Source organism: Clostridium tetani, assembly GCF_900167265.1.
Taxonomy (GTDB): Bacteria; Bacillota; Clostridia; order Clostridiales; family Clostridiaceae; genus Clostridium_G; species Clostridium_G tetani.
Genome location: NZ_FUWT01000025.1, coordinates 1 through 23785 on the forward strand (window position 1 = coordinate 1; position 23785 = coordinate 23785).

A 23785-nucleotide genomic window follows, 5' to 3' on the forward strand; every position below is an offset into this window, starting at 1 on the left:
TGACCTCTGGTGCACCAGTTGTCACGCCAGTGGCACAGCTGGGTAGCTAAGTCGGGAAGGGATAAACGCTGAAAGCATCTAAGCGTGAAGCCCACCCTAAGATGAGATTTCCCATGACGTAAGTCAATAAGATCCCTTGAAGAACACAAGGTTGATAGGTCAGAGGTGTAAGTGCAGCAATGTATTTAGCTGACTGATACTAATAGATCGAAGGCTTGATCAAATTATTTACTCTGTGCAATTTTGAAAGAATTATTCTTTCAAAGGAAACTTCTTCAGCGTAGCTGAGAAGTACTGATTCAAAACGAAATCAGCATCTGGTGATTATAGCTAGAAGGTAACACCCGTTCCCATGCCGAACACGATGGTTAAGCTTCTAAGCGCCGATGGTACTGCAAGGGCAACCTTGTGGGAGAGTAGGACGTTGCCAGATTTTATAATGTTCCGTGGTAGCTCAATGGTGGAGCATTCGGCTGTTAACCGAAGGGTTGAAGGTTCGAATCCTTTCCACGGAGCCATTTTTATTTTTTAGAATAAAACATTAATTAAATACATAAAATAAGATTACAAGGATTTGTAATCTTATTTTTTTGCTGTTTAATCGATGTCAAATAATTTTGAAAATTATGTTTTATTTAAAAGGAATTTTAGAACAGAAATAGAATATACTTAAAGAAGGGATAAAAGCATGGTTAGGGGGAATTGCATATGAAGGATTATAAAACAGAGAATATAAGAAACTTAGGGATAATAGGACATAGTGGCTCAGGAAAGACTACATTAGCAGATGCTATACTTTATCGCACGAAATCAGTAGATAGATTTGGAAAAGTTGATGAAGAAAATAGCATATTAGATTTTGATATAGAAGAAAAGAAAAGAAAAATTTCAATATCTACGTCTATTGCTCAATGCGAATGGAATAATACAAAGATTAATCTAGTAGATATGCCAGGATATTTTGATTTTCTAGGAGAAATAGCAGAAGGGCTAAGAGCTATAGATGTTGCCCTTATAGTTTTATCAGGTACATCCGGAGTTCAAGTAGGAACAGAAAATGCATGGGAATATGTTAGTAAATATAAGTTACCAAGAGCTTTTTATATAAATAAATTAGATAGAGATAATAGCAATTTTGAAAAAACTTTTATACAATTAAAAGATGAATTTGGAATTTCTGTAGTTCCTATTCATTATCCTATTGGAGAAGAAGCTGGATTTCAAGGTGTTGTAAACGTTGTTTCAAATACTGCTAGAATATATAATCCTAAAACTGATGATATAGAAGATACTGAAATTCCAGAAGGGTTAAAAGAAAAAATAGCAGAGTGTAAAAATATGGTTATGGAAGCAGTAGCAGAAACAAGTGAAGAATTACTTGAAAAATATTTTTCAGAAGGAACTTTAAGTGAAGATGAAATATATAAAGGACTTATAAGTGGGTGTGCTACAGGAGAAATTGCGCCTGTAATGTGTGGTTCAGCTATAACAGGTAAGGGAGTAAAAACCTTGATAGATGGAATCATAGAATGCTTTCCTTCCCCAAAAGATATAGCTCCTCATATAGCCAAAGATATTAAAACGGGAAAAGACGTAGAAATAAATATATCAACTGAAAAACCTTTTTCCGCATTAGTATTTAAAACTATAGCAGATCCATTTATAGGAAGGTTATCTATGTTTAAAGTTATGACTGGAAAAGCTAAGAGTGATATGAATGTATGTAATCCTAATAAAGGTAAGAATGAGAAATTCGGTGCAATTTACTTTATGAGAGGAAAGCAGCAAATTAATACAAAGGAAATAATAGCAGGAGATATAGGAGCTGTAAACAAACTTCAATATACAGTTACTGGAGATACTTTATGTCATAGCAGTTTAAATATTCTATATGAAGAAATAAGTTTTCCAAAGCCATGTATGTCAATGGCTATATTGCCTAAATCAAAAAATGATGAGGATAAGATTTCTTTAGGGCTTGCTAGATTATTAGAAGAAGATCCTGCGTTTAAAGTATCAAGAGATACTGAAAATGCGGAAACTATAATATCTGGTATAGGAGAAACCCATCTAGAAGTTATAGCAAGTAAGTTAAAAAATAAATTTGGTGTAGAGGTACAATTAGAAGAACCTAAAATACCTTACAGAGAAACAATCAGAAAGAAATCTGATGTTCAGGGAAAACACAAAAAACAATCTGGAGGACACGGACAATATGGAGATGTTGTAATAAAATTTGAGCCAAGATTTGATGGAGATGAATTAGAATTTGTAGATAAAATAGTAGGTGGAGTTGTTCCACGACAATATATACCAGCTGTAGAAAAAGGGCTTTTAGAATGTGTAAAAGAAGGGGTACTAGCAGGCTATCCTGTGATAAGATTAAAAGCTACTCTACATGATGGTTCATACCATACAGTGGATTCATCAGAAATGGCTTTTAAAATTGCAGCTTCTTTGGCATATAAAAAAGGTATGGCAGAAGCTCAATCAGTATTATTAGAACCTATAATGAGAGCTGAAATAATGGTTACAGATGACTATATGGGAGATGTTATTGGAGACATAAATAAAAAAAGAGGAAGAGTTATAGGCATGGATCAATCTGGCAAATATCAAAGAATTATAGCAGAAGTTCCTCAAGCCGAAATGATTAAATATGCCACAGACTTAAGATCATTGACTCAAGGAAGAGGAAGTTTTACTATGGAATTTGATAGATATGAAGAAGTTCCAGAGATTGAAGTGGCAAAAATCATAGAAAAGAAAAAACAAGAAAAAGAAACAGTATAAGTAAATATATATAAAAGATACTCAGGATAATACTGAGTATCTTTTATATATGGCTATTAAAAATTATCAGCTAACAATTCAAAGTGACCTATTGGATGAGCACAGGCTGGGCAAATATCAGGAGCGGCTTGTCCTTCGTGAATATATCCACAGTTTAAGCACTTCCATAGAGTTGGCTCGTCTTTTTTAAATACTTTATCAGTATTTATATTTTCTAATAATTTTCTATATCTTTTTTCATGATGAACTTCAACTTCAGCAATTTTTCTAAATACTGTTGCTATAGTTGGAAAACCTTCCTCATCAGCAACTCTTGCAAATTCAGGATATAGTTCACTCCATTCTTCATTTTCACCATCGGCTGCATATTTCAAATTATCTTTAGTATTACCTAATCCCACAGGATAGCTTGCACTAGTAATTTCTACAGCTTCTCCTTGTAAGTCTTCATTTAAAAATTTAAAAAATCTTTTAGCGTGTTCTTTTTCATTATCAGCAGTTTCTTGAAATATATTAGATATTTGAACATAGCCTTCTTTTCTAGCAATAGACGCATAATAAGTATATCTGTTTCTAGCTTGAGATTCACCGGCAAAAGCTTTCAATAAATTTTCAGCAGTTTTTGTTCCTTTTAAAGATTTCATTATATAATGACCTCCTATAATTAATTATGTTTATAAAAGTGTTATACATATAAATTATAACACTATTCTGTATATTATCAAATAATTTTATGCATAAATTAACTAATAAGGTATATTTATATAGGTATAATTTGTTTTTAAATACGAAAAATAAGAAAGTAAAAAGGATAAAAGGAGAATCAATATGTCAGATTATAAATTAGACATAAATGGGAATATGAATTTATCAGATTACAGTTCAATAAATGACTATTTGGAGATACCAAAAAAGGATGATAAAATTTCTATTAAATTAAATTGTAATTCAAAAGATGAATTAGATATAATATGTAAAATTCTTAACAACAAAGGATTTGATGTAATAAATAAGCAACAAAATGGTTATATATATGCTAGTAAGAAAAACTAGGTTATCTATATTGTATGTTATAATAAAAAATATAATTTAAATTTATTGGAGGATGGAAATGGGTATAACATTATATATAACTAGGCATGGACAAACTGAGTGGAACACAGAAAGAAGAATGCAAGGATGGAATGATTCACCTTTAACAAAATTAGGGATGGAGCAGGCAAAGAGATTAGGAAAGCGATTAGATAATAATAATATAGATATAATTTATTCTAGTCCATTAGGAAGGGCTATTAAAACAGCAAAAATAGTTAGAGGAGAAAGGGATATACCTATTGTATGTGATAATAGATTAAAAGAGATTAAATTAGGAAAATGGGAAGGTATGAATCATGACCTTATAGACAATTATTATAAAGAAGAGATAGACAACTTTTGGAATAATCCTAAACTATACAAATCTATAGGAGGAGAGACATTTTTACAGCTTAGAAACAGAGTTAAAGATTTTTTGGAGGAGATTCTAAAAAAGCATAAAGATGAAACTATTCTTATAGTAACTCATGCTATAACATTAAAAGGTATCATGAACTATATAGAAGATTTAACTATAGATAATTTTTGGGGAGAACCACATATAAATCCTACAAGTCTGACAAAGGTAGAGATAGAAGATTCAAATAGAAGAATATTATTGAATGCAGATATATCCCATTTAGATGAAGTGAAAGAAATAAAGATAGTATAGATTTAAAGGTACCTAAACAAAGATATTTATTCTAATTAAAATGATTATTTTTGTTTAGGTATTAATTTAGGTATAAAGTATAGAAAAATAGAGATATGGGAATTTATTAATAGATAAGTGTATATAGTGTTTAAATATATTGCAATTTATCTATTGAATAATAGATTAAAAAATATTATTATTATATTAAGGTCAAAGATAGGCAAAGTCAGGGAGGTGTATTATGGCAAGGCTAAGTGATATAATAGAAGATTTTATAAAAGAAATGTTAATGAATAATGATGAAAGGGAATTACAAATCCAAAGGAATGAATTAGCTCAGCAGTTTAGATGTGCTCCCTCGCAGATTAATTATGTTTTAACTACTAGGTTTACAACAGATAAAGGATATTATATTGAAAGTAGACGTGGCGGTGGAGGGTATATAATAATTAGACATATTGGCTTTAATGATTATAAAGAATTGTTTCAAATGCTGAATAATAAAATAGGTGATGGTATAACCTTTTATAATGCATGTAGTTTAATAGAGAGTTTATTAGAAGCGGATATAATTGATAAAAAATTTAGTGAACTAATTAAAGTTGCTATAAATGATAGAACTTTAGATATTATACCTGAAGACAAAAATGAATTGAGAGCAAATATATTGAAAAATATGTTATTTGTTTTATTATCATAAATAATTACAAATATGGTATAATTATTTATATAAGTAATATCTCAGGAGGGATACTTATGCTATGTGAAAGATGTAAAAAAAATAACGCTAATGTTCATATAACTAAAGTAATTAATGGTGACAAACAAGAATTAAATGTATGTAATAGATGTGCAAGCGAAATGGGAGATATATATTCTAGTATAGGGGATGCAGATTTTACATCACCGTATACATTTCAAAATTTACTAAGTGGATTAATGGACTATATGAATGGATCACCAGAAAAGACCAGTGTAAATATAGAAGCTTGTAAAAAGTGTGGCAATAGCTATTTAGAGTTTAAAGAAAAAGGATTAGCTGGATGTAGTCAATGCTATAAAAACTTAAGTAACACTTTTCAACCAGTAATAAAAAGGGTTCAAGGAAATGTGATTCATACTGGTAAAATTCCTAAAAGAGCAGGAAAATATATTATCAAAAAAAATAAAGTTCAAAATTTAAAAGAAGACCTAAAAAAAGCTATTGAAGAAGAAGAGTATGAAAGAGCGGCAGAACTAAGAGATATGATAAAGGAATTAGAAAGAGATAATTAGGAGGAGAATATATGAATAACTGGATTCATACATCATTGGATAATTCTGATATTGTGTTAAGTAGTAGAATTAGACTTGCAAGGAATTTAAGTAATTTTACTTATCCTCATAAAATATCTATTGAAGAAGGAAGAAAAATAGTAGAAACTATAGAAAAAGTTTTACAAAATGAAGAATCAAAATATAAAGTATATAGATTGTGGGAAATGGACCCTTTAGATCGAGTTACTTATTTAGAAAAGTATTTAATTAGTAGTAAACTTATTTTAAATAATGAAAAAGGTGCTTTTATAACAAATGAAGACGAGACAGTTAGTTTAATGATAAATGAAGAGGATCATATAAGATTACAATGTATTACAAATGGATTTAATCTAGAAGAGGCATATAAATGTGCAGAAGATCTAGATGATTTAATAGAAGAAAACTTAGATTATGCTTTTGATGAAAATTTGGGGTACATGACAGCATGTCCAACTAATCTAGGAACAGGATTAAGGGCATCAGTTATGATCCATTTGCCAACATTAACTATGAATAGAGAAATAAATAAGATATTTAGCGGTCTTACTCAAATAGGTATGACTATAAGAGGGATATATGGTGAAGGTTCTAAAGTAGTAGGAAATCTATTTCAAGTATCAAATCAACTTACATTAGGTTTAAGTGAAGAAGAAGTAATAAATAATTTAAAAGCAGTTGTATATCAAATTATAAATCAAGAGAAGCTGGCAAGAGAAAAAATTATGAAAATGCATAAATATAGAATCGAGGATAAAGTATATAGAGCATTAGGAATACTAAATTCAGCTGTTCTTCTTGACAGTGAAGAATGTTTGAAATTATTATCATATGTAAGATTAGGAGTAGAAATGGATATAATTAAAGATGTAAGTAAGAAGGTATTAAATGAATTAACGATATCTATACAACCTGCAATGATTCAGAGAATATTTAATTCTAAACTTACAGAGGAAGCAAGACAGCTAAAAAGAGCGGAGCTTGTAAAGAGAAAGTTAAAAAACAGTATTTAAAAACAATTTATGAGGTGGTGAACTAATATTGATATTTGGAAGATTTAATGAAAGAGCTCAAAAAGTTTTGGTTTTTGCACAAGAATCTGCTAGGAATTATAGACATGGTTATGTAGGAACAGAACACATATTATTAGGTATATTAAAAGAAGAAGGAATATCCAAAAACATATTAAAGGATATGAATGTAGAGTTAGAAGATGTAGAAAGTTTAATTGAAGAGTATGAAGGAAAAGGCGACTTAGATTTATACAGTAATGAAATACCTTTGACACCAAGAACTAAAAGGTTGTTAGAGATAAGTTTATTAGAAGCTAGAAATTTAAATCATAATTTTATAACTCCAGAACATATTTTACTTGCTTTAATAAAAGAGTCAGAAGGAATTGCTTTTACTATATTAAGCAATTTAGGAGTTGATTTTAACAGACTAAGAAAAGAGTTATTAGAGAATGTAGCAGGAGAACGAAGTGTTAATAGATCCAGTAGTGATACTAATAAAAAGAATCAAGACACTCCAACATTAAATGAGTTTGGAAGAGATTTAACGGATATGGCCATGGAAGGAAAATTAGATCCTGTAATAGGAAGAGATAAAGAAACTCAAAGGGTACTACAAATATTGTGTAGAAGAACAAAAAATAACCCTTGTTTAATTGGAGATCCAGGGGTAGGAAAAACAGCTATCGCAGAAGGATTAGCACAGAAAATAGTTGAAGGAAATATTCCAGAAATTTTAAAAGATAAAAGGGTTGTAACTTTAGATCTGTCTTCAATGATTGCAGGTGCAAAGTATAGAGGTGAATTTGAAGATAGGTTAAAAAAGGTTATGGAGGAGATTAGAAAATCTGGTAATGTTATTTTATTTATAGATGAAATTCATACAATTATAGGGGCTGGTGCTGCGGAAGGAGCAATAGATGCATCAAACATATTAAAGCCCGCTCTAGCTAGAGGGGAAATACAATGTATAGGGGCAACTACTATAGATGAATACAGAAAACATATTGAGAAAGATTCCGCATTAGAAAGAAGATTCCAACCTATTACAGTGGGAGAACCTACAAAAGAGGAAGCAATACTTATACTAAGAGGACTAAGAGATAAATATGAGGCTCATCATAGAGCTAATATAACAGACGAAGCTATTGAAGCGGCAGTAAACTTATCAGATAGATATATAACTGAAAGATATTTACCAGATAAAGCTATTGATTTAATGGATGAGGCAGCTTCTAAAGTAAGAATTGAAAATATGATAGCACCTACAGATATGAAAGAATTAGAAGAAAATTTAGAAAAAGTAACTAAAGAAAAAGAAGATGCTATAAGAGTGCAAGATTTTGAAAAAGCTGCTCAATTAAGAGACCATGAAAAAGATTTAAAATATAGATTAGAAAATCTAAAATCAGATTGGAAAACTCAAAAGCAAGTAGCTACATTAACTGTAGATGAAACACAAATAGCAGCGGTAGTTTCTAAATGGACTAATATACCTGTTAGAAAACTTACTGAAAAGGAATCAGAAAGACTTTTAAAATTAGAAGAAACTTTACACAACAGAGTTATAGGACAAAATGAAGCAGTAAAATCTGTATCAAGAGCTGTTAGAAGAGCAAGAGTTGGATTAAAGGATCCTAATAGACCTATAGGTTCATTTATATTCTTAGGTCCAACAGGAGTAGGAAAGACAGAGTTATCTAAAGCATTAGCGGAAGCTATGTTTGGTGATGAAAGTAGTATGATAAGAATAGATATGTCAGAGTACATGGAAAAACATGCAGTATCAAGACTCATAGGATCACCTCCAGGTTATGTTGGATATGATGAAGGTGGTCAATTAACAGAGAAGGTAAGAAGACATCCTTATTCAGTAATATTATTTGATGAAATAGAAAAAGCCCATCCAGATGTATTTAATATACTGTTACAAATATTAGAAGATGGAAGGCTTACAGATGGAAAAGGTAAAACTGTAAATTTTAAGAACACAATAATTATAATGACTTCAAATGTGGGAGCGTCAACTATTAAAAAACAAAAGTCATTAGGATTTGCTATAAGTGATGATAAGATTGAAAGTGAATATGAACAAATGAAAGAAAATGTAATGGAAGAACTAAAAAGATCTTTTAGACCAGAGTTTTTAAATAGAATAGATGATATTATTGTATTCCATAAATTAAGAGAGGAAGATTTAGAAAAAATAGTAGCTTTGATGTTAGAATCTGTAACTCATAGATTAAAAAATCAAGATATAAATATATCCTTTGATAAAAAATCACAAAAGTTTCTAGCAAAAAAAGGATTTGATCCAGTTTATGGAGCTAGACCCTTAAGAAGGGCTATTACTAAAGCGGTAGAAGATAAATTATCAGAAGAGATATTAAAAGGAAGTATTGAAAAAGGAGATAAAGTATTAGTGTCAGTCAATGAAGAAAAATTAATATTTAACAAAGAATAATTTAAATTATAAATAGAAAGGTATCCCAATATTTATTAAGGAGATACCTTTTTATTTCTTTACTTAGTAGACATGGATAAACTCATATATTATAATTTTCAATAAGAACCTATCATTATTTTAAAATACACGCTAAAAAGAAAAGAGGTATTATTATGAAAGTTTTAATAAAAGATAATTATGATGAGTTAAGTGAAGTTGCAGCGCTAGAAATTTTAGAATTAATAGATAAAAAGCCTGATTGTGTATTGGGATTGGCGACAGGAAGTACACCAGTAGGAACATATCAAAAGCTTATAGAGTATTATAAAAAGGGAAAAGTTGATTTCTCTAAAGTTACATCTTTTAATTTAGATGAATATAGGGGTCTTAATGGGGAACACCCTCAAAGCTATAAATTTTTTATGAACAATACTCTATTTAATCATATTAATATAGATAAGAAAAATACTTTTATATTAGATGGTCTATCAAATGATATAGAGAAAGAGTGTATTGAATATGATAAAAAGATAGATAATAAAGGTGGGATAGATTTACAAATACTAGGCATAGGAGGAAATGGTCATATAGGCTTTAATGAGCCTTCAGAAGAGCTTAGTATATCTACTCATTTAACAAAACTAAAGACAAAAACTATAAAAGATAATTCCAGGTTTTTTAATTCAGAAGAAGAGGTGCCTACAGAAGCAATAACAATGGGAATTGGTTCAATTATGAAAGCCAGAAAGATAATACTTTTAATAAATGGAGAAGTTAAAGCAGAAATAGTAAAAAAATTAATCAATGGTAACGTATCTACAAAAGTACCAGCTTCATTATTGCATTTACATCCTAATTGTACTGTCATTTTAGATAAAGAAGCAGCTAAATTTATATAAATAAAATCATTCTTTGAGGTATAGTACAAATAAGGAAGTTTTTAATATTAAAAACTTCCTTATTTGTACTAACAGAAGCAGAGAAAATAATGTATAATTATGTTTTATACATATATTATAGGAGCGGATTATATGGCAAAAATAAAAAGTTGTTTTGTATGTCAAGAGTGTGGATATGAATCACCAAAATGGTTGGGGAAGTGTCCAGATTGTAATACTTGGAATAGCATGGTTGAAGAGATAAAAAGCAAAGAAGCAGATAAAAAATTTAATTACAATCTACAGATAAACTCATCCGAAAGTATAGTAGATATAAAATCTATTACATATGAGAGAATTAGCACAGGAATTAATGAGCTCAATAGAGTGTTAGGCGGAGGAATAGTTAGAGGATCATTAACACTTATATCAGGGGATCCTGGTATAGGAAAATCAACTTTATTGTTGCAAGCTGCAAACAATATAGCAGAAAAGTATGGTAAGATATTATATATTTCAGGGGAAGAATCTCAAGAACAAATAAGATTAAGGGGAGAAAGATTACAAGCTTTATGTAAAGACGTATATATATTGGCAGAAACAGACATTAATATAATACTAGCCAATATTGATAAGATAAAACCTACTTTCATAATATTAGATTCAATTCAGACGTTATACAATCCAGAAATATCTTCAGCACCAGGAAGTGTGTCACAAGTAAGAGAATGTTCAAATATAATTATGAGATTAGCTAAAACTAACAATATACCATTTTTTATAGTAGCTCATGTTACCAAACAAGGTTCATTAGCAGGACCTAAGGTTTTGGAACATATGGTAGATACAGTACTATCTTTTGAGGGAGAAAGAACAGAGGAATTTAGGATACTTAGAACAATTAAGAATAGATTTGGTAATACTAGTGAAATTGGTGTATTTGAAATGAGAGAGGATGGACTTAATGAAATAACTAATCCATCAGAGGTATTTTTAGAAGATATAAATTTTAATAAAGAAGGCTCGATAATAATAGGAATAATGGAAGGGAGTAGGCCCATATTAGTGGAAGTTCAAGCCTTAGCAACAAAAACAAATGCACCTATGCCGCGAAGAACAGTAGTAGGAGTAGAAACATCTAGAATAAATTTAATTTTAGCAGTATTAGAAAAGAAATTGAAAATACCCTTTTATCAATTTGATGTTTATATAAATGTCGTTGGAGGACTTAACATAGAAGGGACTTTTGCAGATTTGGGAATAGCATTAGCATTAATATCTAGTGTAAAAGGTGTTGAAGCTAAATTGGAAAAGATGTTAGTTGTAGGAGAAATAGGATTAACTGGAGAAGTGAGACCGGTAATGTTTTGTGATAGAATAATAAATGAGGGAAAAAAGATGGGATTTAAAAACTTTATTATTCCTTCAAGAAATAAGGAAAAGATTTTAGGAAATGATAAAAGCATAAATATTATAGGAACACAATATTTGAAAGAAATAATAAATAGAGTATTTTAGTATAGGGTGATTAAAGTGAGGTTACAAAAAGATAATGATTTAATGGACATATTAAATATAATGGCTCCAGGTACACCTTTAAGAGATGGATTAGAAAATATATTAAGAGCAAAAACTGGAGGATTAATAGTAATTGGAGATAGCGAGGAAATATTAGATATAGTAGATGGTGGATTTACAATTGATGCAGAATACAGTCCTTCATATGTATATGAGCTGGCAAAAATGGATGGAGCTATAATACTAAGTGGAGATGTAAAAAGGATAATAAGAGCTAATGCACAACTCATGCCAGATCCTTCAGTACCCACTTTTGAAACAGGAACAAGGCATAGGACTGCAGATAGGATAGCTAAACAGACAGGAAATATAGTAATTGCTATATCACAAAGACGTAACATAATAACTATATATAGAAATAATATAAAATATGTTTTAAGAGATAGTAGTGTTATATTAGGAAAAGCAAATCAAGCTTTACAAACTCTTGAAAAGTATGTATCTGTATTAGATAAAGTAATTAATAATTTAAATGTATTAGAATTTAGGGATTTAGTAACATTATTTGATGTGATGACAGCCATACAAAGGACAGAAATGGTTATGAGAATTGTATGGGAAATGGAAAGATATATATGTGAGCTAGGAAATGAAGCAAGACTTATATCTATGCAATTAAATGAACTTGTAAGGTATGTTGAAGAAGATGAAATATTATTGATAAGAGATTATTGCGAAACATATATGGATTATACTGAAGTATATGATGAAATACAATCAATGTCATCAGAAGAGTTGATAAATCTTGATCAAATATCTAAAATACTGGGATATACAGGAGTCCCTTTAGTGGATACTTTTATATCACCTAGAGGCTATAGAATGTTACATAGAATACCGAGGATACCTTCTAATGTAATAGAGAACGTAGTAAAGAACTTTAAAGAATTAAAGGCTGTAATGGAGGCGTCCTACGAGCAGCTAGATAAAGTTGAAGGTATAGGAGAAGCAAGGGCAAAAGCTATTAAAAACGGACTAAGAAGATTAAAGGAACAAGCAAATATAGATAAGAATATAGTTACTAGATAGAGGAGTAAAACATTTCAGTATTTACTCCTCTATATTTTAACTATCTTAATCTGTATTTTCCTAGTGTATCTATTGCATTGTATTCTTTTATAAAAATATCATATAAATTTAAATTCAAAGAATTACAAAGAGAAGTTAAATAAAATATATTATTTCCTATTTCCATATCTATAATTTCTTTGCAATTAGGGCATAATTCACCATCTAAATGAGTTTTCAATTCTGTAGTAAAATCATCTATACTGTTAATTTCATTAGGAATTTTTTGTTTATGTGCATCAATTTTTATACAACCACAAGCTGTTACAGATTTTATTACAGCCCTATTTATTCTACTTTCAGATTCTTGTAATTTTGAAATAATATCTAAAATACTTTTATGTCTTAATAAGGATTCATCAACAGCACTTTGAAAACTATCAAAAATTAAATCTTTCATTTGCTTCCACTCCTTGATCATAATTCTAAAATAAGTAAATATTTAATTGATAAATCTATAAATATTAAGTAAATCTAAAAAAAATGTTAAATATTTATGTTTCTATGATAATAATAACTTAAAACGGGTTATAATTATAGGGGGTAATGAATTTATTCTAATGCAAATATATTTAAATAATTAATAAAACATTAAATAAATGTAACACTTATTGAAAAAAATAGGTGATTACTATATATTAATTATAAATAATATACTAAAACACACTAAATTAGGAGGTGAAGAAATATTGTTAAAGAAAGTATTAAGAGGATTGTTTACTATAATAGGGCTTATTATAGGAGATATACTAGGTAAACTTGCTTTAAATTCAAGTATTTTTTCATATATAAACTATATTAAAGAAAGTCCAGTTAAGACAGCACTATTTCTTATTATATCAACTTTAATTTTTGGATTCATACTATTTATAATATCCCCTTGGATGATTTTAGGAGTCACTAAGTTTATGGAGTATATTGAAAAGAGCGTTCAAAAAGTACCAACTAATGATATATTAATAGGAGGATTTGGTGCTATTTTAGGACTTGGTTTGTCAGCTTTGTTTGTAAACCTATTATCTAAGATACCAGTAGTTGGAGTAGTATTTGCTGTTACAATTGCATTGCTTATGGCAGCCCTAGGAGTCAATATTGCATTAAAGAAAAGAGAAGATATAGCATCCCTTGTAAATAATATACTTAAAAAATCAACTAACGTTTCAAAAGAAAAGAAAGTAAAAAGTAATAAAGGCGATGCCAAAGTTTTAGATACATCTGTGATTATAGATGGAAGAATATTTGATATATGTCAAACTGGATTTATAGAAGGAACTTTAGTTATACCTAATTTTGTTCTACAAGAATTAAGACATATAGCAGATTCATCAGATGGCTTAAAGAGAAATAGAGGTAGAAGAGGGTTAGATGTACTAAATAAAATTCAAAAAGAACTTAGTATAAAAGTTCAAATATATGAAAAAGATTTTCTGGATATACCTGAAGTTGATAGTAAATTATTAAAGTTGGCACAAAATCTTAATGGAAAGGTTATAACCAATGATTATAACTTAAATAAGGTAGCAGAGTTTCAAGGAGTACCTGTACTAAATATAAATGAACTTGCTAATGCAGTAAAACCTGTTGTTTTACCAGGAGAGACCATGAAATTATTTATAGTAAAGGACGGAAAAGAGTCAGGTCAAGGTGTTGCTTATTTAGATGATGGAACTATGATAGTAGTAGAGGGCGGTAAAAAATTCATAGGTGAAGAAATAGAAGTAATTGTTACTTCAGTATTACAAACAGCTGCAGGAAGGATGATATTTGCAAGACAAAAAACTCAAGATGACTAGAATAGAATTAAAAGGGGTATGGAAATTGAGTAAAAATTGCGCAATAATTGTAGCTGCAGGAAAAGGAAGCAGGATGGGATTTGATATCAATAAAGTTTTTATAGAGATAGGAGAAAAGCCTATAATACAATACAGTTTGGAATGTTTTGAAAGTCATCCTGATATTGATGAAATAGTTCTAGTGGCTAAGCTAAATGAAATTGAAAAATTCCAACATATTATAAAATCTAATAATATGAAAAAAGTAAAGAAAATAGTAGTTGGTGGAAATACTAGAAGAGAATCTGTAGTAAATGCCTTAAGTGTCATAAAGGATTCAGATGTAGTAGTTATTCATGACGGAGCTAGACCCTTCATAAGTCATGATTTAATCTCTAAAGGAATAAAATATGCAAATAAATATGGTGCGTGTACTTGTGGAGTAACACCTAAAGATACTATAAAGGTTAAAGATAAATTAAACTTTATAAAAGAAAGTTTAAATAGAGATTTTTTAATAAGTGTTCAAACGCCTCAAAGCTTCAAATATAAACTTATATGGGAAGGTCATAATCATAAGATTGATGAAAATATAAACATTACAGATGATACATCTCTTATGGAATATTTAGGGCATAATGTATTTGTATATAATGGAGAATATACTAATATAAAGATAACAACAAAAGAAGATCTAATATTTGCTGAAGAATTTGTGAAGAAATTCAATAATGTTAAAAACAGCTTGACATAAATATATATAGTAATATAGTATATAATTGATTTTAAAAGATTATATAAAGTGACTATGATAAAGAATAGTAGAAACTATTATAAAGAGAGAAGATCCCTTGGCTGAAAGATTTTCGTAAGTTTTGAACCTACTTTAGAGTCTGTAGTGAAAACTACCGGTATAATAGCCGATATTAGATTGAGTAAAAATTAGGTGGTACCGCGGATATTCTCGCCCTAAAGTAAGGGCGAGTTTTTTGTATTTAAAATTAAAATACTATATTAAAATATATAATACTAAAGGGAGGAATTTTTTATGAAATTATCAAACATGCTTGTAAGCACACTAAGAGAAGTACCAGCAGAAGCAGAAATTCCAAGTCATAAGCTTATGCTTAGAGCTGGGATGATGAGAAAGATGGCATCAGGAGTGTATAATTTTATGCCCTTTGGACTAAGGGTTATAAAAAAGATAGAAGATATAGTCAGAGAAGAAATGGATAATGCTGGAGCTCAAGAATTTTTAGCATCAGCTTTATTACCTTCAGAATTGTGGAAGGAATCAGGAAGATGGGATGTTTTTGGTCCAGAAATGTTTCGATTACAAGATAGAAATAATAGAGAATTTTGTCTTGGACCAACTCATGAGGAAGTTTTTACGGATATAGCTAGAAATGAAATAAATTCTTACAAACAATTGCCATTAAACTTATATCAAATACAAACTAAATATAGAGATGAAAGAAGACCTAGATTTGGATTAATGAGATCTAGAGAATTTATAATGAAAGATGCGTATAGTTTTGACAAAGATTATGAAGACTTAGATGTATCTTATAAAAAGATGTATGAAGCATATCATAATATTTTTATAAGATGTGGACTTGAATGTAACTGTGTAGAAGCAGATTCAGGAGCTATGGGTGGAGCAGGTTCTGCAGAATTTATGGTTAAATCAGAAGTAGGAGAAGATGAGATAGCATTTTGTGATTCTTGTGGATATGGTGCGAACATAGAAAAAGCCCCAGCTATATCAGAGAAATTTGATCAAGAAGAATTAAAAGAATTAGCTAAAATAGAAACACCTAATGTAAAAACTATAGACCAACTTATTAAATTCTTAGAAATAAATCCTGCAAAACTTGTAAAAACTCTTATTTATAAAGTAGATGATAAAGTAGTTGCTGTAGCTATTAGAGGAGATAGAGAAGCAAATGAAATAAAAATAATAAATGCTTTAGGTGGGGCTGTAAATTTTGAAATGGCAGATGAAGAAACTATAAAAAAAGCTACTAATTCAGAAGTTGGATTTGCAGGTCCTATTGGAATAAAAGTTGATTGTCTATTGATAGATGAAGAAGTTACTAACATGTATAATTTTATAATCGGTGCAAATGAAACTGGATACCATTACAAAAATGCAAATTACAAAAGGGACTTTGAAGGTATTGTAGGAGATTATAGAAAAGTAATACAAGGAGATAAATGCCCTCTTTGCGGTGGAAACATAGAAATAGCTAGAGGCATTGAAGTAGGACATATATTTAAGTTGGGAACTAAATACTCTGAATCAATGGGAGCTAATTTTTTAGATGAAAAAGGGGAAAGTAGACCTCTTGTTATGGGATGCTATGGCATAGGAGTAAGCAGAACTATGGCAGCAGCTATAGAACAAAATCATGATGAAAATGGAATAGTATGGCCATTATCTATAGCACCATACCACGTTATAGTAGTGCCAGTTATAACTAAAGATGAGGAACAAATGAAAGCTGCTGAAGAAATATATAATAAACTAAAAAGCATGGGAGTAGAAGTATTACTAGATGACAGAGCAGAAAGACCAGGAGTTAAATTTAAAGATGCTGATTTAATAGGTATACCAATTAGAGTAACTGTGGGTAAAAAAATTAAAGAAGGAAAAGTAGAATATAAACTTAGAAAAGAAGAAGATTTAGAAATATTAAATATAGAGCAAGTATACGATAAAGTTAGGGAAGAATTTGAAAAGAGTAGCCTAAAATTGTAAAATGTAGTTAACAGAATATTTTTAATTATTAGGAGGGGGAAGCTATGACTATGGGATTAAAACTTGGAGATGTAAAGCAAGCGCAAAATAATATTAAAAAGGTTGTAAGAAGAACACCCTTGGTATACTCATCAACTTTTACAAAATTAACTGGATATAATATTTATATTAAGTGTGAAAACAAGCAAAAGACAGGTGCTTTTAAATTAAGAGGAGCTTATAATAAAATAGTAAGTCTTAACGAAGAAGAAAAGAAAAAAGGGGTTATAGCATCGTCAGCGGGTAATCACGCACAAGGTGTTGCCTATGCAGCATCTGCTTTTGGTATAAATTCTACAATAGTTATGCCCGTTACAGCACCATTAGCTAAAGTTAATGCTACAAAAGGTTATGGTGCCAAGGTAATTCAATGTGGAGAAGTCTATGATGAATGTTATATAAAAGCACTTCAAACGCAAAAAGAAAATGGGTATACATTCATACATCCTTTTGATGATGAACAGGTTATAGCAGGACAGGGTACTATAGGATTAGAAATATTAGAAGATATGGAAGATGTAGATGCTATAGTAGTACCAGTGGGTGGAGGAGGCTTAATATCAGGAATAGCACTAGCTGCAAAATCTATTAAACCAAATGTTAAGATAATAGGAGTGCAACCATCTATTATAGCTTCCTCTAAAGTATCCTTAGAGAAGGGAAAGGTTACCACATTACCTGGAGTTAAGTCCTTAGCAGATGGTATATCTGTTAGTACTCCAGGAGAAATAACATTTAAATATATGAATGAATATGTAGATGATATAGTAACCGTTTCAGAAGATGAAATTGCATATAGTGTATTTTGTTTATTAGAAAGAGGGAAACTTTTAGCAGAAGGTGCTGGAGCGGCAGCTATGGCAGCTATATTAAGTGATAAGATTAATATAAAGGGTAAGAATATAGTATCTCTCATAAGTGGAGGGAATATTGATATAGCAACGGTTTCTAAAATAATAGACAGAGAACTTATAAGACTTAGAAGAAGACTAAGATTTATAGTAGAAATTAAAGATAGAATAGGACAGTTAAGTAGCATAATAACAGAAATTGTATCCACGGGAGCCAATGTAGTAAAATTAAGGCAAGATACTAATTGGAATAAAAAAGGATTGGACTATGTAAATGTTATGTTTGAAATCGAAGTTCAGACAGTAGAACAATCACAAGAACTTATAGATGCTTTAACAAAGAAAGGATACAAACTAGAAATAATATCATAGTAGGAGGTTAAACAATGAAATTATATAATACATTAACCAGACAAAAAGAAGAATTTATTCCTTTAAAAACGGGAGAAGTTAATATGTATGTTTGTGGGCCTACAGTATATAATTTTTTCCACATAGGAAATGGGAGAACTTTCATAGTTTTTGATACGGTAAGAAGATATTTAGAATATAAGGGATATAAGGTTAAATTTGTACAGAATTTTACAGATATAGATGACAAAATGATAAAAAGAGCAAATGACGAAGGAATAACCGTTAAAGAATTAGGAGAAAGATTTATAGGAGAATATTACAAAGATGCGGATTCACTAAATATAGAGAGAGCTACTGTAAATCCAAGAGCTACTGAATTTATGGAGGAAATAATACAATTTGTCAAAGAGCTAGTAGATAAAGGATATGCCTATGAAATAGATGGAGATGTATATTTTCATACTAAAAGATTTAATGAATATGGAAAACTATCAGGACAAAATATAGAAGATCTACAAGCAGGTGCAAGAATTAATGTAGATGAAAGAAAAAAAGATGCTATGGATTTTGCTATTTGGAAGAAACAAAAACCAGGTGAACCTGCATGGGAAAGTCCATGGGGAATGGGAAGACCTGGATGGCATATAGAATGTTCTTGTATGGCCCATAATCTGTTAGGAGACACTATAGATATACATGCAGGAGGACATGATCTGATTTTCCCACATCATGAGAATGAAATTGCTCAAAGTGAATGTAGAACAGGAAAACCTTTTGCAAAGTATTGGATGCACTCTGCCTTTTTAAATATAGATAATAAAAAGATGTCTAAGTCACTAAATAACTTCTTTACTGCAAGAGAAATATTAGAAAAATATGATGCTGATGTAGTAAGATTATTTATGTTGTCAGCACACTATAGAGCGCAGCTAAACTTTAGTGAAGAATTATTACAATCTGCTATGTCGGCAGTAGAAAGACTTTATAATGCTATCTATAATTTAGAAAATTTAGCTAATGAAGTAAAAAGAAATGATTTGAATGAAGAGGAAAAAAAATATATTAAAAAACTAGATGAGTATAGAGAAAAATATATAGAAAAAATGGATGATGATTTTAATACTGCAGACGCTATTGCTGTAATATTTGACATGATAAGAGATATTAATAGTAATGTTAAATCTGATTCCTCCAAAAAAATAATTGAGTATGCCTTATCAATTATAAGAGAACTAGGATCACCTTTAGGAATACTTCAAAAGTCAACAGAAGAAAGTGTTGAAGATGAAATACAACAATTAATAGATAGAAGAGAGAAAGCTAGAACAGAAAAAAATTGGGCTTTAGCTGATGAAATAAGAGACGGACTAAAAGAAAGAGGAATTTTACTAGAAGATACCCCACAAGGAGTAAGATGGAAAAGAATATAATATAATGATGTTGGATTGGAGATAGCTTTTTAATGAGAAAATATTTTTTAGGAGAAGAATTCACAAAACAAGATTTAAAGCAAATGAATCCTTTAGTGCTTGCCTATATTGGAGATGCTGTATATGAAATATTCATACGAACGTATATTATATCAAAAAATAAAGACACATGTGTAAATAAATTGCATAAAAAAACAATACAATTTGTGAAGGCAGATGCACAAAGTTATTTCATAAGAGAGATTCAAAAGTATTTAAATGAAGAAGAAATTAAAGTATTTAAACGAGGAAGAAATACAAAGTCTAACACATCAGCTAAAAATGCAAGTATTCAAGATTATAGAATGGCCACAGGATTTGAAACTGTTATAGGCTACTTGTATCTATTAAATGAAGATGAAAGATTAGAGGAAATTATGAAGCTAGTAATAAATTTATACGAAGAAAGTTCACAAAATGAGGGGGAAAACCATGGGAGTAAAAGTTAAATTATTAGAATATACACCTAATCCAGAAAAAGTAGTGGCATCAGCAGCAAAACTATGTTATAGCCCAGTAGGGGTAGAAGAAATGGCAAAAGATCTGAGTGAGGAGAAAGTAAATAAATTTTTAAATATGCTTATGTCTTATGGACATGAATCTCCTATAGAACATGTTTCATTTACATTTGCTGCAGAAGGTGTATCAAGAAGTTTAACACACCAGTTAGTCAGACATAGAATAGCCTCATATTCACAACAAAGTCAGAGATATGTTAAGTTAGACCAATTTCAATATATTATCCCTCCTGAAATTGATAAAGATAATAATACTAGAAGTATATTTATAGAAGCTATGGAAAATAGCCAAAAAGCATATGATAAGATAGCTAGCACTTTAGAACAAAAATATATTTCAGAAGGCATGAAAAGAAAAGAAGCAGAAAAGAAAGCTATAGAAGATGCAAGATATGTATTCCCTAATGCTTGTGAAACAAAGATAATATTTACAATGAATGCAAGGACGCTTATGAACTTTTTTAGACATAGATGCTGTACACGAGCTCAATGGGAGATTAGGAATTTAGCCAATGAAATGTTATCAGAAGTTAAAAAAGTAGCTCCTAATTTATTTAAATATTCTGGTCCATCTTGTGTAAATGGTAATTGTCCAGAAGGTGCTATGAGTTGTGGAAAAGCAGCTGAAATGAAAAAAATATATTTATAAAAGAGGTTGAAGTTATGAGAGAAGATTTAATTATAGGAAGGAATGCAGTAGTAGAAGCATTAGAATCACATAAAACATTGGAAAGTATATTAATATCCAAAGGAAATAATAAAGGCACTATAAATAAAATTATTAGTTTAGCAAAAGAAAATAGAATTCCTATAAAGAACGTGGATAAGAAAAAATTAGATGAGATATCTGAAGGTGAAAATCATCAAGGAGTTGCTGCATATACTACTCCATATAAATATTATTCTGTTGAAGAGATATTAGAGTCTTCAAAGGGAAAAGCTCCATTTATATTAATATTGGATGAAATTCAGGATCCTCATAATTTTGGTGCAATAATTAGAACAGCGGAAGTTTTTGGTGTTGACGGAATAATAATTCCTAAAAGAAGAAGTGTAGGAATTACACCGATAGTTTATAAGTCTTCTGTTGGAGCAGTGGAACATGTTAAAATAGCAAAAGTAAACAATATAAATAGCACTATAGATTTCTTGAAAGAAAATAATATATGGATATACGGTGCTGATATGGCAACAGATAGATATATATATTCAGAAAATCTCAAAGGGCCTATAGCTTTAGTAGTAGGTAGTGAAGGTAAAGGTATATCAAAACTTACAAAGGAAAAGTGTGATATATTAGTAAAAATACCTATGAGTGGACAAATAAATTCCCTTAATGCATCGGTGGCAGGAGGAATAGTAATGTATGAAATATCAAGGCAAAGGCTTGAAAGGGATTAAATGTGAAGACCATATTTGTTGATGGATACAATGTTATAAATAGCTGGCCTGAACTAAAAGAAATAAAAGACTATAGTTTAGAATCCTCCAGAAAAAAGCTCATGGAAATTTTACAAAATTATTCTACCTATAAAGGTTATAAGGTTTTTTTAGTATTTGATGCCCATATGGTTGATAAAAGCATTGAAAAAAAAGAACGTTGTGGAGAAAATTTAATAATAGTTTTTACTAAAGAAGGAGAAACGGCAGATAGTTATATAGAGAAAAAAGTTAACAATATAGGTAGAAAGAGAGATGTCTGTGTTGTTACCTCGGATTCTATGGAACAACAAGTAATTTTTCAAAGAGGAGCAATTCGTATGTCCTCTTTGGAATTTTATCATGAGATAAAAGTAGTAGAAAATAAAATAAAAAATAAGATAGAAATTAATACAATTATAAGGAAAGATTCAATAGAAGATAGGGTAGAAGGAGAAATTTTGGAAAAACTTCAAAAAATTCGGAAAAAGGGCTAAAATCCCTTGACGTATAAAAGAGATGTACGTTATAATTTAACTTGTAATGAGGGATTTTAGGGGGGATACTGTGGGCAAAGGGGTTAAAAAAGAAAACAAAATAGTCTTTAAAAATATGTTGGATGAAGAAGTAGTTTTAGAAGCCAAGGAAGGAAATACAAGAGCCCAAGAATACCTAATTAATAAATATAAAAATTTTGTGAAAGCTAAAGCAAAATCTTACTTTTTAATTGGTGCTGATAGGGAAGATATTTATCAGGAAGGTATGATAGGGTTATACAAAGCTATAAGAGACTTCAGAGCGGATAGACTAGCTTCTTTTAAGGCCTTTGCAGAATTATGTATAACAAGACAAATAATTACAGCTATAAAAACAGCTACAAGACAAAAACATATTCCATTAAATACATATATATCTCTTAATAAACCGATATACGATGATGAGTCAGATAGAACACTTATGGATGTATTATCTGAGGCCAAAGTGTCTGATCCAGAGGAATTAGTTATAAGTAGGGAAGAAATAGGATGTATACAAAATGAAATGGAAGAGGTTTTATCTGCACTAGAAATGGAAGTACTTATGTCATATATAGATGGAAAATCATATCAAGAAATAGCATGTGATTTAGATAGGCATGCAAAGTCTATAGATAATGCGCTTCAAAGAGTAAAGAGAAAACTTGAAAAATTTTTAAATTCACGATAAAGTCATTGACAAATAAATATAAGTATATTAAAATTAATAATCGGTATAACAATATTTATGCTTTATTCATAAATATTAGGCATTATGATTTATTGCCCATGTAGCTCAGTAGGTAGAGTGCCACCTTGGTAAGGTGGAGGTCACCGGTTCAATCCCGGTCATGGGCTCCAAATATTATTATGGGAATACAACACACCAGGGTAAGTTTACTTATTATTTTAAAATAAAGGGAGGAATAAAAAATGGCAAAAGAAAAATTTGAAAGAAGTAAACCACACGTAAATATAGGAACAATAGGTCACGTAGACCACGGTAAGACAACATTAACAGCAGCAATAACAACAATATTAGGACACAAGGGGTTTGCGAAAGCATTCAAATATGACGAAATAGATAAGGCACCAGAAGAAAAAGAAAGAGGAATCACAATAAGCACATCCCACGTAGAATATGAAACAGAAAACAGACACTATGCACACGTAGACTGTCCAGGACACGCTGACTATGTAAAGAACATGATAACAGGAGCAGCACAAATGGACGGAGCAATCCTAGTAGTAAGTGCAGCAGATGGTCCAATGCCACAAACAAGAGA

Annotated in this window: 23 protein-coding genes, 2 tRNA genes and 2 rRNA genes; 25 read left to right on the plus strand and 2 right to left on the minus strand. The window is 30.1% G+C overall.

Translation table 11 applies throughout. The features are described from left to right. The 4 genes from B5D21_RS13325 to fusA all read left to right on the plus strand — a co-directional run. A 23S ribosomal RNA gene (locus B5D21_RS13325) occupies positions 1-223 on the plus strand; the annotation flags it as partial. 93 nt (positions 224-316) lie between these two features. Continuing rightward, positions 317-433: ribosomal RNA gene (rrf, locus tag B5D21_RS13330) — 5S ribosomal RNA — on the plus strand. 10 nt (positions 434-443) lie between these two features. Beyond that, positions 444-518, plus strand: a tRNA-Asn gene (locus tag B5D21_RS13335). A gap of 190 nt (positions 519-708) precedes the next feature. Further along, a complete protein-coding gene (fusA, locus tag B5D21_RS13340) occupies positions 709-2793 on the plus strand; it encodes an elongation factor G (RefSeq protein ID WP_035111314.1) in 2085 nt (694 codons plus the stop codon). Positions 2794-2849: 56 nt separating this feature from the next. On the opposite strand, the gene rbr is transcribed toward fusA, so the two are convergent. Then, positions 2850-3437, minus strand: coding sequence for a rubrerythrin (rbr, locus tag B5D21_RS13345; protein ID WP_011100747.1), 588 nt, complete (start codon positions 3435-3437; stop codon positions 2850-2852). Positions 3438-3621: 184 nt separating this feature from the next. On the opposite strand from rbr, the gene B5D21_RS13350 reads away from it, so the two are divergent. The 9 genes from B5D21_RS13350 to disA all read left to right on the plus strand — a co-directional run bounded on the left by B5D21_RS13350 (position 3622) and on the right by disA (position 12762). Then, positions 3622-3846 (plus strand): hypothetical protein, encoded by a 225-nt coding sequence (locus B5D21_RS13350; RefSeq protein ID WP_035111311.1) that lies wholly within the window; start codon positions 3622-3624, stop codon positions 3844-3846. Between the two features lie 58 nt (positions 3847-3904). Further along, the gene (locus B5D21_RS13355) at positions 3905-4540 is read left to right on the plus strand and encodes a histidine phosphatase family protein (RefSeq protein ID WP_035111307.1); all 636 of its coding nucleotides are present in this window, start codon (positions 3905-3907) and stop codon (positions 4538-4540) included. 223 nt (positions 4541-4763) lie between these two features. Continuing rightward, positions 4764-5222: a CtsR family transcriptional regulator gene (locus B5D21_RS13360; protein WP_011100745.1), complete on the plus strand. Its 459-nt coding sequence runs from the start codon at positions 4764-4766 to the stop codon at positions 5220-5222. A gap of 56 nt (positions 5223-5278) precedes the next feature. After that, positions 5279-5797 (plus strand): UvrB/UvrC motif-containing protein, encoded by a 519-nt coding sequence (locus B5D21_RS13365; protein WP_011100744.1) that lies wholly within the window; start codon positions 5279-5281, stop codon positions 5795-5797. An 11-nt stretch (positions 5798-5808) separates the two neighbouring features. Further along, entirely contained in the window at positions 5809-6831 is a 1023-nt protein-coding gene (locus B5D21_RS13370; RefSeq protein ID WP_011100743.1) for a protein arginine kinase, read from the plus strand. Between the two features lie 28 nt (positions 6832-6859). Beyond that, a complete protein-coding gene (locus B5D21_RS13375; protein ID WP_011100742.1) occupies positions 6860-9295 on the plus strand; it encodes an ATP-dependent Clp protease ATP-binding subunit in 2436 nt (811 codons plus the stop codon). A 155-nt stretch (positions 9296-9450) separates the two neighbouring features. Beyond that, the gene (gene nagB / locus B5D21_RS13380) at positions 9451-10176 is read left to right on the plus strand and encodes a glucosamine-6-phosphate deaminase (RefSeq protein ID WP_011100741.1); all 726 of its coding nucleotides are present in this window, start codon (positions 9451-9453) and stop codon (positions 10174-10176) included. A 132-nt stretch (positions 10177-10308) separates the two neighbouring features. Next, on the plus strand, positions 10309-11673 hold the full coding sequence (gene radA / locus B5D21_RS13385; protein WP_035111301.1) for a DNA repair protein RadA: 1365 nt from the start codon (positions 10309-10311) through the stop codon (positions 11671-11673). 15 nt (positions 11674-11688) lie between these two features. Then, on the plus strand, positions 11689-12762 hold the full coding sequence (gene disA, locus B5D21_RS13390; protein WP_023439629.1) for a DNA integrity scanning diadenylate cyclase DisA: 1074 nt from the start codon (positions 11689-11691) through the stop codon (positions 12760-12762). Between the two features lie 40 nt (positions 12763-12802). Here disA and B5D21_RS13395 read toward each other — a convergent pair whose 3' ends face one another. Next, positions 12803-13201 carry a nucleoside triphosphate pyrophosphohydrolase family protein gene (locus tag B5D21_RS13395; protein ID WP_023439627.1) on the minus strand — a complete coding sequence of 133 codons (399 nt, stop codon included), beginning with the start codon at positions 13199-13201 and terminating at the stop codon, positions 12803-12805. A 289-nt stretch (positions 13202-13490) separates the two neighbouring features. Here B5D21_RS13395 and B5D21_RS13400 point away from each other — a divergent pair, with 289 nt between their 5' ends. From B5D21_RS13400 to B5D21_RS13455, 12 genes are all read left to right on the plus strand, one after another. After that, complete coding sequence (locus tag B5D21_RS13400) at positions 13491-14594, plus strand: PIN/TRAM domain-containing protein (RefSeq protein WP_035111297.1); 1104 nt, start codon at positions 13491-13493, stop codon at positions 14592-14594. A gap of 25 nt (positions 14595-14619) precedes the next feature. After that, complete coding sequence (ispD, locus tag B5D21_RS13405; protein ID WP_035111320.1) at positions 14620-15327, plus strand: 2-C-methyl-D-erythritol 4-phosphate cytidylyltransferase; 708 nt, start codon at positions 14620-14622, stop codon at positions 15325-15327. Positions 15328-15621: 294 nt separating this feature from the next. Beyond that, a complete protein-coding gene (locus B5D21_RS13410) occupies positions 15622-17334 on the plus strand; it encodes a proline--tRNA ligase (protein ID WP_011100735.1) in 1713 nt (570 codons plus the stop codon). Between the two features lie 50 nt (positions 17335-17384). Beyond that, positions 17385-18596 carry a threonine ammonia-lyase gene (gene ilvA, locus B5D21_RS13415; RefSeq protein ID WP_035111318.1) on the plus strand — a complete coding sequence of 404 codons (1212 nt, stop codon included), beginning with the start codon at positions 17385-17387 and terminating at the stop codon, positions 18594-18596. A 14-nt stretch (positions 18597-18610) separates the two neighbouring features. Then, a complete protein-coding gene (cysS, locus tag B5D21_RS13420) occupies positions 18611-20008 on the plus strand; it encodes a cysteine--tRNA ligase (RefSeq protein ID WP_011100733.1) in 1398 nt (465 codons plus the stop codon). Between the two features lie 32 nt (positions 20009-20040). Further along, positions 20041-20496 carry a Mini-ribonuclease 3 gene (locus B5D21_RS13425; RefSeq protein WP_011100732.1) on the plus strand — a complete coding sequence of 152 codons (456 nt, stop codon included), beginning with the start codon at positions 20041-20043 and terminating at the stop codon, positions 20494-20496. Further along, on the plus strand, positions 20480-21214 hold the full coding sequence (gene thyX / locus B5D21_RS13430) for an FAD-dependent thymidylate synthase (protein ID WP_035125448.1): 735 nt from the start codon (positions 20480-20482) through the stop codon (positions 21212-21214). Before B5D21_RS13425 ends, thyX begins: the two co-directional genes overlap by 17 nt. A gap of 14 nt (positions 21215-21228) precedes the next feature. Further along, the gene (rlmB, locus tag B5D21_RS13435) at positions 21229-21966 is read left to right on the plus strand and encodes a 23S rRNA (guanosine(2251)-2'-O)-methyltransferase RlmB (protein WP_011100730.1); all 738 of its coding nucleotides are present in this window, start codon (positions 21229-21231) and stop codon (positions 21964-21966) included. Positions 21967-21968: 2 nt separating this feature from the next. Next, positions 21969-22481 (plus strand): NYN domain-containing protein, encoded by a 513-nt coding sequence (locus B5D21_RS13440; protein WP_011100729.1) that lies wholly within the window; start codon positions 21969-21971, stop codon positions 22479-22481. 46 nt (positions 22482-22527) lie between these two features. Then, the gene (gene sigH, locus B5D21_RS13445) at positions 22528-23190 is read left to right on the plus strand and encodes an RNA polymerase sporulation sigma factor SigH (protein WP_011100728.1); all 663 of its coding nucleotides are present in this window, start codon (positions 22528-22530) and stop codon (positions 23188-23190) included. A 94-nt stretch (positions 23191-23284) separates the two neighbouring features. Further along, positions 23285-23360, plus strand: a tRNA-Thr gene (locus tag B5D21_RS13450). A gap of 72 nt (positions 23361-23432) precedes the next feature. Further along, positions 23433-23785 (plus strand): GTP-binding protein (locus B5D21_RS13455; RefSeq protein WP_200809741.1); only part of this gene is annotated, 353 nt, incomplete at its 3' end.